General features: G+C 44.7%; 18 protein-coding genes. 3 read left to right on the top strand and 15 right to left on the bottom strand.

Annotation, left to right across the window (positions count from 1 at the left end; all coding sequences use genetic code 11):
- Positions 1-7: 7 nt before the first annotated feature.
- Positions 8-772, bottom strand: coding sequence for a flagellar motor protein PomA (gene pomA / locus ACED60_RS03980; RefSeq protein WP_009847464.1), 765 nt, complete (start codon positions 770-772; stop codon positions 8-10).
- Between the two features lie 298 nt (positions 773-1,070).
- Between pomA and xseB the strand changes: the two genes are divergently transcribed.
- From xseB to dxs, 3 genes are read left to right on the top strand one after another with little or no spacing between them, the layout of a single operon-like run.
- On the top strand, positions 1,071-1,313 hold the full coding sequence (gene xseB / locus ACED60_RS03975) for an exodeoxyribonuclease VII small subunit (RefSeq protein ID WP_004734405.1): 243 nt from the start codon (positions 1,071-1,073) through the stop codon (positions 1,311-1,313).
- Between the two features lie 20 nt (positions 1,314-1,333).
- A complete protein-coding gene (ispA, locus tag ACED60_RS03970; RefSeq protein WP_009847465.1) occupies positions 1,334-2,218 on the top strand; it encodes a (2E,6E)-farnesyl diphosphate synthase in 885 nt (294 codons plus the stop codon).
- 21 nt (positions 2,219-2,239) lie between these two features.
- Positions 2,240-4,123, top strand: a complete 1,884-nt coding sequence (gene dxs, locus ACED60_RS03965) for a 1-deoxy-D-xylulose-5-phosphate synthase (protein WP_017633413.1) — start codon at positions 2,240-2,242, stop codon at positions 4,121-4,123.
- 119 nt (positions 4,124-4,242) lie between these two features.
- Here dxs and pgpA read toward each other — a convergent pair whose 3' ends face one another.
- The 14 genes from pgpA to ACED60_RS03895 all read right to left on the bottom strand — a co-directional run bounded on the left by pgpA (position 4,243) and on the right by ACED60_RS03895 (position 17,018).
- Positions 4,243-4,749 (bottom strand): phosphatidylglycerophosphatase A, encoded by a 507-nt coding sequence (pgpA, locus tag ACED60_RS03960; RefSeq protein ID WP_009847467.1) that lies wholly within the window; start codon positions 4,747-4,749, stop codon positions 4,243-4,245.
- A complete protein-coding gene (thiL, locus tag ACED60_RS03955) occupies positions 4,749-5,723 on the bottom strand; it encodes a thiamine-phosphate kinase (RefSeq protein ID WP_371726976.1) in 975 nt (324 codons plus the stop codon). The genes pgpA and thiL overlap by 1 nt, the downstream gene beginning before the upstream one ends.
- 115 nt (positions 5,724-5,838) lie before the next feature.
- Entirely contained in the window at positions 5,839-6,306 is a 468-nt protein-coding gene (nusB, locus tag ACED60_RS03950) for a transcription antitermination factor NusB (protein ID WP_004734399.1), read from the bottom strand.
- Positions 6,306-6,776, bottom strand: a complete 471-nt coding sequence (gene ribE, locus ACED60_RS03945; RefSeq protein ID WP_004734398.1) for a 6,7-dimethyl-8-ribityllumazine synthase — start codon at positions 6,774-6,776, stop codon at positions 6,306-6,308. Before ribE ends, nusB begins: the two co-directional genes overlap by 1 nt.
- Positions 6,777-7,056: 280 nt before the next feature.
- Positions 7,057-8,166 (bottom strand): bifunctional 3,4-dihydroxy-2-butanone-4-phosphate synthase/GTP cyclohydrolase II, encoded by a 1,110-nt coding sequence (gene ribBA / locus ACED60_RS03940; RefSeq protein WP_017096788.1) that lies wholly within the window; start codon positions 8,164-8,166, stop codon positions 7,057-7,059.
- A 108-nt stretch (positions 8,167-8,274) separates the two neighbouring features.
- Positions 8,275-8,931: a riboflavin synthase gene (locus tag ACED60_RS03935; protein ID WP_371726975.1), complete on the bottom strand. Its 657-nt coding sequence runs from the start codon at positions 8,929-8,931 to the stop codon at positions 8,275-8,277.
- Positions 8,932-8,986: 55 nt separating this feature from the next.
- Complete coding sequence (gene ribD, locus ACED60_RS03930; protein ID WP_371726974.1) at positions 8,987-10,081, bottom strand: bifunctional diaminohydroxyphosphoribosylaminopyrimidine deaminase/5-amino-6-(5-phosphoribosylamino)uracil reductase RibD; 1,095 nt, start codon at positions 10,079-10,081, stop codon at positions 8,987-8,989.
- A gap of 40 nt (positions 10,082-10,121) precedes the next feature.
- On the bottom strand, positions 10,122-10,571 hold the full coding sequence (gene nrdR / locus ACED60_RS03925; protein ID WP_004734394.1) for a transcriptional regulator NrdR: 450 nt from the start codon (positions 10,569-10,571) through the stop codon (positions 10,122-10,124).
- Between the two features lie 154 nt (positions 10,572-10,725).
- Positions 10,726-11,976, bottom strand: a complete 1,251-nt coding sequence (locus tag ACED60_RS03920) for a glutamate-5-semialdehyde dehydrogenase (RefSeq protein ID WP_371726973.1) — start codon at positions 11,974-11,976, stop codon at positions 10,726-10,728.
- 66 nt (positions 11,977-12,042) lie between these two features.
- A complete protein-coding gene (gene proB / locus ACED60_RS03915; RefSeq protein WP_371726972.1) occupies positions 12,043-13,227 on the bottom strand; it encodes a glutamate 5-kinase in 1,185 nt (394 codons plus the stop codon).
- A gap of 76 nt (positions 13,228-13,303) precedes the next feature.
- Positions 13,304-13,693, bottom strand: a complete 390-nt coding sequence (gene crl, locus ACED60_RS03910) for a sigma factor-binding protein Crl (protein ID WP_009847473.1) — start codon at positions 13,691-13,693, stop codon at positions 13,304-13,306.
- A gap of 143 nt (positions 13,694-13,836) precedes the next feature.
- Positions 13,837-15,090, bottom strand: coding sequence for an esterase FrsA (frsA, locus tag ACED60_RS03905; RefSeq protein ID WP_009847474.1), 1,254 nt, complete (start codon positions 15,088-15,090; stop codon positions 13,837-13,839).
- 89 nt (positions 15,091-15,179) lie between these two features.
- A complete protein-coding gene (gene tet(34) / locus ACED60_RS03900) occupies positions 15,180-15,644 on the bottom strand; it encodes an oxytetracycline resistance phosphoribosyltransferase domain-containing protein Tet(34) (RefSeq protein ID WP_009847475.1) in 465 nt (154 codons plus the stop codon).
- Positions 15,645-15,728: 84 nt separating this feature from the next.
- Entirely contained in the window at positions 15,729-17,018 is a 1,290-nt protein-coding gene (locus ACED60_RS03895) for an NCS2 family permease (protein ID WP_012604654.1), read from the bottom strand.
- Positions 17,019-17,953: the final 935 nt, after the last annotated feature.

Raw genomic sequence — 17,953 nt, 5'->3', positions numbered from 1 at the left:
ATTCCCCTTAAGCCATTTCACCATCAATCGTACGTTTACCTTCGTTAAGGTAACTCTTCAGGTAACCGTCAATAACTCGTGGGTTTTGACCATCTTGAATCGCGAGTACGCCATCCATCACCAAACGACGATTCAGTGTCTCTTGGTCACGACGTAGAGCAAGTTTGTCCGCGATAGGGAAGAACACCATGTTCGAAAGAATTGCACCATATAGAGTGGTTAAAAGTGCAACCGCCATCGCCGGCCCGATCGCTTTTGGATCATCCATGTTCGAAAGCATGGCAACCAAACCAACCAAGGTACCAATCATACCCATTGCGGGTGCAACATCACCAAAAGCTGTAAATACTTTAGCGCCCTGTTCGTGACGTTCTGTGGTTAACGCGATGTCTTTTTGCAGTGCTGCACGCACTACATCACCATCATGGCCATCAACCAATAGGTCGATACCCTTTTGCATGAAACTGTTGCTGATTTCCATCTCTTCAAGTGCTAAGAAACCGCCTTTACGCGCGGCATCCGCCATCTCTACGACTTTAGCAATAAGATCTTCTGGCTCATCGGCTTTAAACATAAATGCTTTACCGGCAATTTTTGCCGCACCAAAGAACTGTCCCATGGTGAATTTCATTAGAACAACAAACGTTGAACCACCAATCACGATCAAAACGGATGTCGTGTCATAGAACATCCCGAGGCTTCCACCTAGGATCATTGCCATAATTACGAAGGCAAATCCACCAATCAAACCTATTAGGGTTGCTAAATCCACTGAGCACTCCTCATGCTTTTTTACAGTTCTACGTCGACGATAATATTCTTATCGGCAAGACTATAAGATCTTTTAGTTAATTCTTCGTCTAAGTATCACACTTTTCGTTTTTGAATCACAACTATTGGCTTACTTTGGACTTATCCAAAGCGTATAAACTCGATAAAGCCACGGTTATTCAATCAAAGTAAATTCAAGCGCCTTAAAAACGAACTTTCTAGCAAAAATTCTTGGTTACATTTGACCATCTCAGCGGCCTAGGGTAACGTTCGTTCATCTTTCCAAACGCAGATTTATTATGGCTACTAAGAAACCTGAAAATATGAGCTTTGAAGCGGCTATCGAAGAGCTTGATGGCTTGGTTGATCAACTAGAAAATGGTGATCTAGCTTTAGATGATGCGCTGAAAAAGTTCGAACGAGGCATCTCCCTCGCTCGTGCTGGTCAAAGTAAACTAAACGACGCTGAACAGCGTGTTAGCATCCTGCTGCAAAATGATGAAAATGCAGAACTGAGTGACTTTAACCCACAACCTGAATAACAAATTGTATGAGATCCCCTATGATCGAGACGTTATTGTCTTATCAAGCACGTAATAACGAGCAACTTAACCTTTGGCTTGATCGCCTGCCACACCAAAATCAGAATCTCATTAACGCGATGCGTTATGGGTTACTTTTAGGCGGCAAACGCGCACGTCCGTTTCTTGTCTACATTACAGGGGAAATGCTCGGTTGCACTGCGGAAGAACTCGACACTCCAGCTTCAGCAATCGAATGTATTCATGCCTATTCTCTGATTCACGACGACCTTCCAGCAATGGACGACGACGAATTGCGTCGTGGCCATCAGACTTGTCACATTAAATACGATGAAGCAACGGCAATTTTAACTGGCGATGCACTACAAACTCTCGCGTTTACTATACTTGCGGAAGGCACATTAAGTGCTGACGGGGAAAGCAATCGCGTTCGAATGATTCAACGCCTAGCAGAAGCATCTGGTGCACAAGGTATGTGTATTGGACAAGCACTTGATATTGAAGCTGAAAACCGCTCTGTCACGCTAGAGGAGTTAGAAGAAGTTCACCGTAACAAGACTGGTGCTCTAATGAAGAGTGCGATTCGTTTAGGTGCTCTAGCTGCTGGCGAAAAAGCGTTCGAAGTGATGCCTCAATTAGATAAGTACGCCGATGCAATCGGGTTAGCCTTCCAAGTTCAGGATGATATTTTAGATATCATTAGCGATACCGAAACTTTGGGTAAACCACAGGGCTCTGATCAAGAATTGAACAAAAGCACCTACCCTTCTTTGTTAGGTTTAGAGGGCGCTCAAGAAAAAGCGCAAACTCTGCTACAGGAAGCGCTTCAAGCTTTGGCTGCAATCCCATACAATACCCAGTTACTCGAAGAGTTCGCCCGATACGTCATCGAGCGCAAGAACTAAGACAATAAGCGCGCATTACCTATGACTCTTGATATATCCAAGTACCCAACTCTTGCTTTGGCTGATAAGCCAGAGGATTTGCGTCTACTTCCAAAAGAGACGCTTACACAGCTTTGTGATGAATTACGCACCTATCTTCTAAACTCAGTGAGCCAGTCAAGTGGCCACTTAGCATCGGGCTTAGGTACGGTAGAGCTAACCGTTGCTCTGCACTACGTGTACAACACGCCTTTTGACCAGTTGGTTTGGGATGTTGGTCACCAAGCCTACCCGCACAAGATCCTTACAGGTCGTCGTGACCGCTTATCGACTATCCGTCAAAAAGATGGACTGCATCCATTCCCATGGCGTCAAGAGAGCGAATACGACACGCTTTCTGTTGGTCACTCTTCAACATCGATCAGCGCCGGGCTTGGTATGGCGATCAGTGCGAAGAAAGAAGGCAAGAATCGTAAAGTCGTCAGTGTCATTGGCGATGGTGCGATCACCGCTGGTATGGCCTTCGAAGCGATGAACCACGCGGGCGATATTCATAATGACATGCTGGTTATCCTTAACGATAACGAGATGTCGATCTCTGAAAACGTCGGTGCTCTGAACAACCATCTAGCTCAAGTTCTTTCTGGCAGTCTTTACACGTCAATTCGTGAGGGTGGCAAGAAAGTGCTATCGGGCGTTCCGCCGATTAAAGAGCTCGTTCGTCGTACAGAAGAACATCTAAAAGGCATGGTTGTCCCTGGCACCATGTTTGAAGAGTTAGGCTTTAACTACATTGGTCCGGTTGACGGTCACGATGTGAATGAGCTGATTAAAACGCTTAAGAACATGAGAGACCTAAAAGGTCCTCAGTTCCTGCATATCATGACCAAGAAAGGCAAAGGCTACGAGCCAGCAGAGAAAGATCCAATCGGTTACCACGGCGTTCCGAAATTCGATCCCGCACACTCAAGTCTGCCTAAGAGCACCAGCTCTAAACCAACTTTCTCTAAGATTTTTGGCGACTTCCTGTGTGATATGGCTGCGCAAGATCCTAAGCTGATGGCAATTACGCCAGCAATGCGTGAAGGTTCTGGCATGGTGCGTTTCTCGAAAGAATACCCAGAACAGTACTTCGATGTAGCGATTGCTGAGCAGCACGCAGTGACACTAGCAACTGGTATGGCGATTGCGGGTGATAAGCCAATTGTGGCTATCTACTCGACGTTCTTACAACGTGGCTACGATCAACTGATCCACGATGTAGCTATCATGGATCTACCGGTTATGTTCGCAATTGACCGTGCAGGTCTTGTCGGCGCGGATGGTCAAACACACCAAGGTGCGTTCGACTTAAGCTTTATGCGCTGCATTCCAAACATGGTGATTATGGCACCAAGCGACGAAAACGAATGTCGCCAAATGCTATACACTGGCCACCAGCACACAGGTCCAAGTGCCGTTCGTTACCCTCGTGGTAATGGTATGGGTACAGAGATTCAAAGTGAGTTTACTGCGCTAGAGATTGGTAAAGGTCGTATCGTTCGCGAAAGCGAAAAAGCAAAGGATGGCTCGAAAGTCGCTATTCTTAGCTTTGGTACTTTCCTTGAGAGTGCACTTCAAACGGCTGACGCTATTGATGCGACAGTTGCTGATATGCGCTTTGTGAAGCCACTCGATGAAGCTCTGATCAAACAACTTGCTGCTGACCACGATGTATTGGTTACAATCGAAGAAAACGCGATTGCAGGTGGTGCCGGCGCGGGTGTGATTGAATTCTTGATGAAAGAAAAGCTACTGATGCCAGTATTGAACCTTGGTCTACCAGACAAGTTTATTGCTCAAGGTACTCAAGGCGAACTGCATGAAGAGCTTGGCTTAGATGCTAAAGGCATAGAGAAGTCTATCTCTGATTACCTTGCTAAATAGCTTCCACAAGCAAACGGCATAAGCAACAAAACAAAAAAGGTTGGCCCTAGGGTCAACCTTTTTAGTATCAGAGACTTAGCTTAATGTGCTTGCAACTAAATCTTAATCCTTCAGCTAACTTAAACTAACCAGCCCGCGAAATGTGCCACTGCGTACAAGGCAACAGCCGCCATAATACCTGCCACAATATCATCAATCATGATACCTAAGCCGCCGTGTACTCGTTTATCTAGCCAGCCAATAGGCCAAGGCTTCACCATATCGAAAAAGCGAAATAGGACAAAGCCAGTGAATAACCATTTCCAGTCATCCGTAGGGATATTCAATAAAGGCACTAGGCCCATGGTGATCCAAAAGCCCGCAAACTCATCCCATACGATAGAGCCATGGTCGTGTACACCCATATCATCAGATGTCACCTGGCAGATCTTGATACCGATAATACAACTAACAACCACTACTGCGACATAAGCAGGAAACGGTAACTGAACCAGCAATAGATAAAATGGAATCGACGCAAGCGTGCCCATTGTGCCTGGAATAATCGGCGATAAGCCACTGCCAAAACCCGTAGCCAATAAGTGCCAAGGATTTTTAAGAGAAATAAGAGAAAGTGGATTTGTCATCAATTAACCTTAAAGTGATCGTAACCAGTTAAGTTCCAGCTTAGTGGTTCACCATTATTGTGTAATTCAAAATATTCTACAGGTCTTATCTGGCCAATGCAGGTGACTTTTGTACCTGTGTGCGACAAAGCACTTTCCAATGAACCTTTATTCTCTTCCGGCACGGTAAAGCAGAGTTCGTACTCTTCACCACTGGTCAATGCATACTGCTGTGCAGAACCGGTATCAGAAGAGAATTGAAGTAATTCAGCAGAGATTGGCAACGCACTCACATCAATGCTTGCACCGACCTGAGAACGCTTAAGGATGTGTTTTAAATCAGCAATCACACCATCAGAGATATCAATGGCAGACGAAGCAAGGTTCACCAATGCTTGGCCAGCCAAAACTCGTGGAGTGCTCAGGTAGTGCCTCTCTTCAAGCTCTAACGCATAAGGCTTAGCTTTGTTCTGTTCAGGGTCTAATATCACCTCTAGTCCCGCTTTGCTGTCGCCTAAGTTGCCCGTTACGTAAATCCAGTCACCCACTTTCGCGCCATCTCTGCGTAGTGCTCGACCTTCGGGTACAAAGCCCTGCACAGTAAGCGTTAAACTCAGTGGCCCCTTGGTCGTGTCACCACCAATAAGTTGAATACCAAAATAGTCTGCAAGTTTGAAAAAAGAGTCACAGAAGGGAGCAAGCCATTCTTCATCGACTTCTGGCATGGTTAACGCAAATGAAACCCAGGCAGGCGTCGCACCCATCGCCGCAAGATCGCTAATGTTCGAAGCCAAAGCCTTATGTGCCACCCAAGCTGGGTTTGCCTCTGCTAAAAAGTGCGTGCCCGCGACTAAAGTATCCGTGCTAATCGCTATCTCAACATTGCCCGGCGCTTTGACCAAAGCACAGTCATCGCCAGCAGCCAGATGTACGTCTTTACGTTGTGGTTGTCGATTTACAAAATATTTTTCAATCAGGTTAAATTCGCCAGACATCACATGCCCTATCTTTAGTCTTCATACAAATCACCGTAATTATTGGTATTACGATAATTTAGTTACAAAAAAGGCCAGCATAAAAGCTGACCTTTAGATTCAATATACGAACGTCTTATTTCTTACGAACGTGCGGTGCAGCTTTATCAAGCACACCGTTAACAAACTTATGGCTGTCTTCTGCTGCGAATACTTTCGCAAGCTCGATAGCTTCGTTGATAACCACTTTGTATGGTACATCTTCGCGACGAGTCATCTCGTACATAGCTAAACGTAGAAGCGCTAGTTCCATCAAATCCAAATCTTGCATAGGGCGAGATACGAATGGACGAAGCTTGCTATCAAGTTCCATGTGGCTAAGAGCAACACCAGTTAGTAAGTCGCGGAAGTATGCAACGTCTGTTTCTGGCATAGCTAGAGCAGGTTCTGCGGCATGATGCTCTTCTTCATCATACTTACCACCAGATAAGAACTGTTCTTCAACGGTAGCAATATTTTCTTTAGTAATTTGCCAAGAATAAATTGCTTGTAGAGCAAATTGACGTGCGTTACGACGTGCGGCTGGTTTCACACTGGCCCCCATTAGGAATCGATTTCAGAAAGAACGTTGATCATCTCAAGTGCGCTAAGTGCGGCTTCTGCACCCTTATTACCAGCCTTGGTTCCTGCGCGTTCAATAGCTTGATCGATCGTATCAACAGTAAGAACACCAAACGCTACTGGAAGAGAAAATTCCAGAGACACTTGTGCCAAACCTTTATTACATTCACTACAAACATAGTCAAAGTGAGGTGTACCGCCACGGATTACTGTACCGAGAGATACAATCGCATCGAACTTACCCGTTTTTGCAACGCGTTGCGCTACAAGTGGAAGTTCTACTGCACCAGGGCAACGAACAACAGTGATGTTGTCTTCGCTTACTTGTCCATGACGCTTTAAAGTATCGATTGCACCAGAAAGTAAACTTTCGTTAATAAAACTGTTGAAACGAGCAATAACGATAGCAATTTTTGCATTTGGCGCTGGGAAGCCACCCTCGATCACTTTCATAAGCCTTCCTTTAACTATTTTCATCAAGTGAGAATCGCCGGATTCTAGCACAAAACTGTGAGCAATATCTAATGCTAATTTAGAAGAACAGACACCGGAGATGTAAAGATGATAACGCAGCGCTGCTGCCAACCATATTGGAGCAGCAAGTAGCCAAACTTGTGTATTCAACACGTTTTGAATCGGGCTTGGCTACTTTACTCTTTTATCGTAATTAACCTCTAAAAGAGCCACTGAAATCATCGGTAAATTATGTCGCTATAAACGGACAGACGTCATCTTACTCGCAAACGTATTCAACAACATTAAGGCCAAAACCACCCAATGCGTGGTAACGCTTAGTGCTTGAAGACAACAAACGCATATCATGAACACCTAGGTCTTGTAGAATCTGAGAACCCACACCAACACGACGAGAAGTACCTTGTTTCTTAGCCATGGTTGGTTGCTCATTCTTATCTTGAGCTTCGAACGTCTTCACTTTATGAATCAAAGAATCAGACGACTCTTCGTTGCCAAGAATAACCAGCACACCGCCTTCATCGCCAATGCGCTTCATCGCTTTATCTAGCGACCAGCTGCGCTCGGTACCACGGTCTGAATGAAGCAGATCGGTAAACGTGTCATGCAGGTGAACACGCACCAAAGGAGCACCTTCGGTTAAGCTGCCTTTTTGCATTGCATAGTGGATCTGGTTATCAATCGTGTCACGGTAAGTCACAAGCTCGAAATCACCAAACTCTGTTGGCAAATGACATTGTGCAACGCGCTCAATCGTTGTTTCTGTGTTGTTACGGTATTCGATCAAGTCAGCTATGGTGCCTAGCTTGATGTCATGCTTTTCTGCGAACACTTCAAGATCAGGGCGACGTGCCATGGTGCCATCGTCATTTAGGATCTCAACGATAACAGACGCTGGCTCACAGCCTGCTAACCGAGCTAAGTCACAACCTGCTTCAGTATGGCCTGCGCGAGTTAGAACACCACCTTCTTGAGCAGTCAGAGGGAAGATATGGCCAGGTTGAACTAAGTCAGCCGCTTTTGCGTCTTTTGCCACAGCAGCTTGAACGGTAACAGCGCGGTCTGATGCAGAAATACCGGTTGTTACGCCCTCTGCCGCTTCAATCGAAACCGTAAAGTTAGTAGTGTATTGAGCGTTGTTGTCTTGGACCATAGGCGCTAAACCCATGCGGTTTGAACGCTCTTTGGTCAGTGTTAAACAGATTAAGCCACGGCCATACATCGCCATGAAGTTAATCGCTTCTGGCGTAACATGTTCTGCTGCCATGATCAGATCGCCTTCATTTTCGCGATCTTCATCATCCATCAGGATAACCATTTTCCCTAGGCGAATGTCTTCAATAATTTCTTGAGGAGTACTAATTGGCATTGTTCTATATCCTTTGAAATGGTTCTGCTTCCTAGAACCGACACTATTTAAACCTGATGATATTGCTCGCTTTTACAAAGTGATGTTTAGTGCACTTTATACCAACGGTTAGGCAAAACCATTCTGCTGTAAGAATTCCATTGTTAATCGAGATTCAGGCTCAGACTCTTGCTGCTGGCCTTGCAGTAAACGCTCCATATAGCGCGCTAATACATCGACTTCTAGATTCACTTTTCGACCAACATTGAATTGATCTATGGTCGTTTCTGAAGAGGTATGAGGAACGATAGTCAGCTTAAAGGCATTCTTGCGTAAATCATTCACCGTCAGGCTAATACCATCAACGGTGACTGAACCTTTTTGAGCCACGTACTTTGAGATATCTGCAGGCATTTCTACCCAGAACTCAATCGCACGACCGACTTGGTTACGCTCAACAATCTCACCCACGCCATCAACGTGACCCGATACAATATGACCACCGAAACGCGTGGTCGGTAACATTGCTTTCTCTAGGTTGACCTTATCGCCAGCTTGGTAATCGACAAAACCCGTTTTTTTCAGGGTCTCAAGCGAAAGGTCTGCACTGTAGCTATGGTCGTTATACTTAACAACCGTCAAACAAACACCATTGGTCGCGATACTGTCGCCTAACTTGACGTCAGCCATATCAAGATTACCAACATTAACCGTTACGGTGATGTCTTCTCCGCGGGGAGTGATTGCACTCAATGTACCTACGGCTTCTACAATTCCTGTAAACATTTTAAAACTCTTTTTGTTGTCAACGACATGTATTTGGTTAGCAGAACTATTTCCACTATGGTTTCGTTACTATTTGTTTCGCGACTATTGGTTTCGCGACGATGCGAATATCCACACCAACCTGTCGAACATCTTTAATTTCTAGGTCAATCACATCAGACATTGAAGTGAGCCCTAATGCGCCCATCAAACCTCGTCCGTCACTGCCCATTAGTTTAGGTGCTAAATAGAGGATTAGCTCATCCACCAACTGTGCTTCAATCAAGCTTTTTGCCAATGTCGCGCCCGCTTCGACCCAAATATGATCAATATGGTTCGCTGGCAATTGACGCATCAAATCGTGTAAATCAAGCTGACCAGTATCCGTTGTTCTGACCTCAATATCAGCAGAGGTTTCAGCAACTCTCAATACCGAAGTTGGAGTCTGGAATAACTTGAGCTCAGGATACAGTTGATTTTGGCGATCAAGAATTACGCGAATTGGCTGACGCAACTCGTCTTCAACGTAATTTGTTTTGGTACTGCTTGGCAACTCTGCCCAACGAACATTCAGCGACGCGTTGTCTTCAATCACCGTTTGGCTGGTTGATAGCACCGCGCCTGATTTTGCTCGAAAGTTCTGAACATCACGACGCGCTTCTGGCGATGTGATCCATTGGCTTTGACCATTTTCCAATGCCGTTTGTCCATCAAGGCTAGCGGCCATCTTTAACTGAACGAATGGCATGCCCGTTTGCATACGCTTGATAAATGCAGGGTTCAAGTCGAGAGCATCTTGCTCTAATAAACCGATTTCAACCTCAATACCCGCATCGCGTAGCATTTTGATACCACGACCTGCAACTTTTGGGTTTGGGTCCTGCATGGCACAAATCACTTTGGCTACTTGAGCCTTAATCAAACCTTCAGCACAAGGTGGCGTTCGACCATAGTGCGAGCAAGGTTCTAGCGTGACATAAGCAGTCGCACCTTTTGCTTTGTCGCCCGCCATTCGCATAGCATGTACCTCAGCATGAGGCTCACCGGCTTTGGCATGAAAACCTTCGCCAACGATCTGACCGTCACTGTGTACGATGACACAGCCAACATTAGGGTTTGGTGCAGTGGTGTAAATGCCGCGTTTTGCTAACTGAATAGCACGCGACATCATTTGAAAATCTAGGGGAGTAAAGTTTGACATGATTGAGGAGTTAATCCTCTAATTTAGCGATTTCTTCGCCAAACTCTCGGATGTCTTCAAAGCTGCGGTAAACAGAGGCAAAACGGATGTACGCCACTTTATCCAATTCTTTCAATTGGCCCATCACAAGATTACCGATCATCTCGCTTGGTACTTCACGCTCACCAGTTGCACGGAGTTGTGACTTAATCGTACTGATCGCAAGTTCAATTGCATCAGCACTCACTGGCCGTTTTTCTAGAGCGCGCTGCACACCACCGACCATTTTATCTTCATTAAATGGTTCGCGGTTTCCATTCGACTTTATGACTTTAGGCATCACAAGTTCTGCCGATTCGAAAGTCGTAAAACGTTCACTACATGCAAGGCATTGACGGCGACGACGAACCTGATGGCCATCGGCTACCAGTCTTGAATCGATTACTTTAGTGTCGTTCTCTGAACAAAAAGGACAATGCATATCACCTCCAAATAATTGAATATCAGTGTAACGGAATTGACAAACGTTAGGAAAGAAAAAGGGCCAATTAAGGCCCTTTTGTGTGGTAATTCATTGATTATTGCTACTCGATCGCCATTTCAAAAATGAGCTGAGGAGTAAAAAACGACCAGCGTTAACCGCGAACTAAATAGTTCGCTTTACCTACCCACTTGTAACTTGTCAGCTCTTCTAAGCCCATTGGCCCGCGAGCATGCAGCTTTTGAGTAGACACAGCAACTTCTGCACCCAAACCAAACTGTGCGCCATCAGTAAAACGTGTTGATGCATTCACATAGACTGCAGCTGAACCGACTGAATTAATAAAGCGTTCTGAGCTCTCTAGACTGTTAGTCATGATCGCATCTGAGTGACTCGCGTTGTGTACGCGCATGTGGTCAATCGCTTCTGCAACGTCAGCAACCACTTTCACGCCTAGCGTGTAGCTTAGCCATTCTGTGTCAAAGTCGCCTTCAACCGCATCACGTTGGTCTTCAAAACCAGTAAGCAATAATTTAGCACTCGCGTCAGCAACCAAGGTTACTTTGCCTGCTAAACGCTGTGTTAGCTTAGCAAGGAAAGCCTCAGCAACCGCTTCATGCACTAGCAGCGTATCCAATGAATTACACGCTGATGGACGTTGAACTTTCGAGTTTTCAACCACATCAACAGACTTCTCAAGATCAGCGCTCTCATCAACAAAGATATGGCTGATACCGAAACCACCGATGATAACTGGAATAGTACTGTTCTCTTTACACATCTTGTGCAGACCAGCACCACCACGAGGAATGATCATATCCACGTAGTCATCCAGTTTAAGCAGTTGAGAGACAAGCTCACGATCGGGTTTCTCGATGTACTGCACAGAAGCCGCAGGAAGTTCCGCTTTCTCTAATGCAGACTGGATTACTTTAACCAGCTCCATGTTTGAGAAGAATGTCTCTTTGCCGCCACGTAGGATGCTTGCGTTACCAGTTTTGAGACACAGTGCTGCAATATCGATGGTTACGTTTGGACGCGCTTCATAAATAACACCAACCACGCCAAGTGGTACACGACGGCGAGACAGTGACATACCGTTTTCAAGTACCTTACTGTCAATCTCGCTGCCGACTGGATCATTCAGGCTAATCACGTTACGTACATCGTTAGCGATACCGGTTAAGCGTTCTTCGTTCAGCAATAGACGATCAAGCAGTGCATCAGTCAGACCCGCTTCACGGCCAAGTTCGATATCTTTCGCGTTTGCTTCTAAAATCGTTGTTGCGTTTGCTTCTAGCTCATCAGCGATAATCGCCAATGCTTTATTCTTTTGCGCCGTAGATGCGGTCGCTAGGTGGAAAGCAGCGTCTTTTGCTGCGATACCCATGTTAGTTAAATCCACGTTTAACTCTCCCTAAATTCTGTCTGTCTTTGGATGTAAAAAGGCGATTCGCCTTATCATCACGAGCTATTCTTGGATTACAACTAGGTCGTCACGGTGAATGACTTCTGACCCGTAATCGTAGCCAAGAATGTCGCCAATCTCTTTACTGTGCTTGCCTGCAATTTTTGCTAGGTCTTGGCTTGAATAACTGGCGATACCACGCGCAATTACTTTGCCTTTACTGTCTGTGACTTGGGTGACTTCACCACGAGAGAATTCGCCTTTAACTCGAACAACCCCTTTCGCCAACAAGCTGCTGCCTTTAGTGTTGACTGCGTTTACTGCGCCGTCGTCGACCACAATGTCACCAGCTGAAGCAGGGCCCGCTAGAATCCAGCGTTTACGGTTTTCAAGCGCTTCCGCTAAAGGCAAGAAACGTGTGCCTTGTGGGTTGTCACTCAGTGAGTCAAACACCACATTTTCAGCACTGCCCGCAGCAATAATTACTTCGATGCCAGCGCGACGAGCAATATCAGCCGCCTGCAGTTTTGTCGCCATGCCGCCAGTACCTAACGTAGTACCACTGCCGCCTGCGATCTTACGCAGCGTGTCATCAATGGTTTTTACTTCTTTGATGAGCTCAGCATTTGGGTCTTTACGAGGGTCAGCCGTAAACAGGCCTTTTTGGTCCGTTAATAGCAAAAGCTTATCAGCACCGCACAAAATACCCACTAAGGCCGACAAGTTATCATTGTCGCCCACTTTAATTTCGTTGGTGGCTACTGCGTCGTTTTCGTTTACTACCGGAATAATGTCGTGCTCAACAAGCGCATTGATCGTGTCACGTGCATTAAGAAAACGCTCGCGATCATCGAGATCAGCACGAGTCAGTAGCATCTGGCCAATCTTAAGGCCATAGATAGCAAACAAAGACTCCCAAACTTGAATCAACTGACTTTGCCCAACTGCCGCAAGCAATTGTTTGCTTGCCATCGAGTTGGGAAGTGCGGGGTAACCAAGGTGCTCACGTCCGGCTGCAATTGCGCCAGACGAAACCATAACCACAGAGTGGCCTTGTTTTTTTAATTCAGCACATTGACGAACCAGCTCAACCATATGAGCGCGGTCTAATGCCAATGTTCCACCAGTTAAGACACTGGTACCCAGTTTAACAACGACAGTTTTACGCTGTGTTGTTGTCCCGCTTTGATGATTTGTTGTCATGAAGTCTTTTATGGATAAAACAAATAAGAGGTGATGTTTTAGCAATCAAAAGGGGAATTCACAAGCAGAAAAGGTGCGAAATCGCACCTTTTTGCTTTATATAGAAGAGTAACCTTTAAAATCAGACGAATTCGACAGACTCTTCGTCTAACTGAACGCCGATTTCAAATTTCTTTTGAAGTTCATCAACCAGCTTTTGGTGAAAGGCTTCTTGAGTTCGAGAGACCTCAGCGATCGCCTTTTTAGGTAATGGCAAAGGATCCCAGTTACCATCGATGTTGTATTTACCCGTGTTGTACTTCGCCGAAAATCCTTCTTCCGACTTATCCAACTCCAACCACCAGCCCCAAAACTCACGTTCTTCTGGCGATTTTTTATCGTTCACACACACAGACAAGCAATCAAAAATATAGTGGCCTTCTTCTGATTGAGGCTCCCTTAAGTAAGGGCCAATAGCCTTTAAAACATTTAACAAGCGATAATGCGTAGGTTGTTGTGTCACTTCTGACATATTGAATCTCCATTTCAATGTTAAGAATGACGTTACTCAGACTGTTATACGTAGAAACTACGCAATTGGATTTTATAAATTACCTCTGAGTATCAGGTACTTACTTTGTACACTTTTCATGCTTAACTAATTTAGGAGAAATGTCATCTAAATAATTCATCCTCAAGCCACTTTATCGCCAATTCGAGGGATTGCTCATAACCTTGTGTAATTGATTTAGCTTTGATTTTCTTCGCTTTACCGTAATCACTGTAAATAGCAACCAGTTGGTTATCCATTGGAGGTGATACTGGGTCGCCCTCTAACGCTAATGCCAAGATAGGCACACTGGTTTTACTGTTTGACAGCAAACCTTGCACCTTGAGTGACCACGCCATCAATTGCCCAGAAAGACTATTGATATCAACGGCCCCTTTACCGAGACGCGAAGCCAACACATCTAAATGCATTTTAGGCATCTGTTTCAATTTGTCGGCATGAACAAAGATATCGTGAATTGGCGCGCCTAAAGAGATACACGCTTTAAGCTTATGCTGCTCAAGGAAAGATAATCTCACCATCGCATTGCCACCAAAGCGGAAGCCAAACAAGCCAACCTTGTGGTGATCGACCCACGGGATGTTAGGCAGTTCATTCAAGACTGCTTGGTGAAGACAAGATGAGTCTTCTGTTAACGGCCAATGTGCACTGTGCCCTATCGATGGCATGTCTACCGTTAGCATGGCAATGTTCTTTGGTGCTAAATAATCCCTAAACAAGCGCCACATATCGGTTTGCAAGCTATCTAGACCAGCGCTGACAATCACAACCGGTTGTGGTTTGTCTGTTTTGGTTAGATGCAAGTTCGCTTTGATCTTCTTGTTTTGGTATGGAATATCAATCTGTTTGACGATCAACTTCGTATGCTTAATTGCTTCAGAATAAGCTGCGTTGGCCAACACTTGAGCCTGAGCCGCCAAATTGTCGTTCTTGAGATGTGGGTAGCCAGCAATGCTGAAGCACAACGATGCTGAAAACAGCTCTTCAGCCATTTCTTCACCCTTCTTCTCGTTCGAGCGATTTTGATGCTGCATACCCAGTTTGGTCCATTCGTATGCCCAGTTACCACTTCGATAACCCATGACCGTATCAAGCCACTCATCGGTTGTACGAGAGTTATCTGATGACGCGATGCGAGCCAATACCGCTTCTTGCTCAATGGGGTTAACGCCTTGCCATACCCACTGAAGACGTCTTAGGTTTCGGTACCATGATGAGTTTTGCTGTTCACGCTTCTCATCCAATAGCGCTTCAGAGCTTGGCATGTATTGTGTCAGCATTGAGGTCTCTTTAGCCTGCTTGTGCTTTACAAACAAGGTTTCCGAAAGGTTTGAGCTCGTTTCTTCTGATTCAGACATTGGGATACTTAATAAGAAATGGTTGTTACTAATCATATAAAAAAAAATGACCCTATAAAGGGTCATTTCTCAAAAAACTAAGTTTACGCTTATTTTGACTTGCGATTTACCGGCTCAACGTAGCTTAGGCTAGTATCCCAAGGTTGCTCAATCCATGTGTCTTGAGCGATATCAACGATGTACTCGTCTAGCAAATCAGCACCAGATGGCTTTGCACACACAGCGATCAGTTTCGCTTTCGGATACATTTCACGAAGCTTGCGTGCAGTGTCACCACTATCAACAAGATCTTCAACGATTAGGAAGCCTTCGCCGTCACCTTCAGGTGCTTTAACGACTGTCATATCACGTTGGTGATCGTGGTCGTAGCTAGAAATACAAATCGTATCTACGTGACGAATACCTAGCTCACGAGCCAAGATTGCACCAGGAACCAAACCACCACGGCTCACTGCCCAGATGCCTTTCCACTGCTCTGCTGGCATTTGCTTTTCAGCAAGTTGACGGCAGTAAGTCTGCATGTTGTCCCAAGTGATAACGAATTTGTTGCTCATAGTATAAAACCTAATAATTTTGTCATGTCATTAGAGGCTATTTCAAACATAGCCTCTTCAGCGATTAAGCAGAAATCTAGACGATTAAGCGAAAGTATATTTAAGAATAAAGATAGCCGACATTACCCACACAGCAGGTGAAACGTCGCGACCTTTACCACTTAGCAGCTTAATTGCAGCGTAAGCGATGAAGCCTAGTGAGATACCCTCAGCGATAGAGTATGTCAACGGCATAAGCAGACATGTTACCACGACTGGGGCTGCTTCCGTAAGATCACGCCAATCAATACCAACTAGGCCAGACATCATCAAAATTGCTACATAGAACAACGCACCTGATGTTGCGTAGGCTGGAATCATACCTGCAAGCGGTGAGAAGAAAAGAGCCAGTAGGAACAAGATACCAACAACAACCGCTGTTAGACCGGTACGGCCGCCTTCAGCGACACCCGCAACACTCTCAACGTAAGAGGTTGTATTTGATGTACCTAGCAGTGCACCAATTGATGTTGCTGTTGAGTCAGCAAGCAGTGCCTTGTTCAGACGAGGCAGTTTACCGTCTTCTTTGATTAGGTTTGCTTTCGTTGCAACACCAACCAGAGTGCCCGCTGTATCGAATAAATCGACGAACAAGAAAGCGAATACTACTGAAATCATACCGATTTCAAATACAGCAGAGAAATCAAGCTGCATGAATGTTGGTGCAAGACTTGGTGGTGTCGACATGATGCCGCCGTATTGAACGTCACCAATAGCAATACCGACAGCTGTGATAGCTAGAATCGCAATCATTACTGCGCCTTTCACGCCACGGTGAACAAGAGCAATCGTAAGGAAGAAACCAAGCGCACCTAGGATAGGAGCAATCGCGGTAATGTCACCCAGTGAAACTTTCGTTGCAGGGTTAGAAACAACGATGCCAGCATTGCTAAGAGCAATAAACGCTAGGAAAAGACCGATACCTGCAGAGATACCAACACGCAGAGACATTGGGATCGAGTTGATAATCCATTCACGGATCTTAAAGATGCTTAAGAAGATGAAGATCACGCCCGATACGAAAACCGCTGCCAGAGCAACTTGCCACGTATAACCCATCCCCATTACAACAGCGTAGGTAAAGAATGCATTCAAACCCATGCCTGGAGCTTGAGCAATTGGGTAGTTAGCAACAAAGCCCATGATGAAACAGCCAATAGCAGCTGCTAAACAGGTTGCTACAAATACAGCGCCATGGTCCATACCAGCATCAGCTAGAATCATTGGGTTTACAAAAATGATGTAAGCCATTGTTAGGAAGGTTGTTAGACCTGCGATGATTTCAGTGCGCACATTGGTGCCATTTTCACTGAGTTTGAATAGCTTTTCGAACATTATCGAATCCTATAAGGGTAAAAAGTAAACGGTTGCGTAATCGATTGGCTGTGGATTATAAAGTTATCAAATAACAAATTCCAGATAGAATTAAGGCTCTAATCGATCTTTATCAGAATGCAGTATGAAACAGAGCGATTAAAAATGAAGACTGAAAGATAAAGTAACGATTAAAAACAATAAGATAAGTAAGATAAATACGATGAAAGTACTTGGCCATTTTTTAAACCATCAGTTATTTTCATTGAGAATCTAGCTAATAAATTCCGAATTCAAACCCACAATAGTTATGTATTTTTCAACAGGATCAGTAATAAGGCGCAAATTGATATTTCGGCGTTTAAAAAACAACCACGCAGAACAGCAGGAAAAGTGATAAGCGAAAGCGGTTTGGAAAAGTAGCAGGCAAAAAAAACGCCACTCAAAACTGAGTGGCGGTAGAATCTGTCAACCAAAAGGGCTGTAAAATAATTCCAATATATAGGGGTGAACAAAACTGTTCGAGTTACATGCTTGTGGTATTAGTAACCAAAGCTTGTAGGGTATGCAAAGTTGCTAGTGTAAACAGAGCTGTTAATCCAGAACATTGCAGATGGTAAACCTTTCATAACTATCACCTTAATAAATCAATAAAAAACGAATTTGATTTCTCGGTTCCTTGGAGGCGATAAAACGGACTCATCCTTTGAGCATTTACTCTTCACTTCAGAAGTTGGTTATTAATATACCCTAAAGAAAAAAGATTACAATCATTTTTTGCTATTCGTCACACTTTTGGCTATTTTCGGTTATTTTACAAACTCATTTTTGTAATTAAATTACAAAATAGAATTAAACAAACGTTTGCCTGTGCCGTTTATAAGCATCAACGCGCTTATTTATGATCAGATAGACAAGATCGCTTTCAAAATTTGAGCTATTTGAGGTTTAGAACC

This window comes from Vibrio sp. 1F279 (genome assembly GCF_041439815.1).
GTDB lineage: Bacteria > Pseudomonadota > Gammaproteobacteria > Enterobacterales > Vibrionaceae > Vibrio > Vibrio tasmaniensis_A.
The sequence above is the reverse complement of the archived record's forward strand: the minus strand, read 5'-3'. Positions and strand labels throughout refer to the sequence as shown.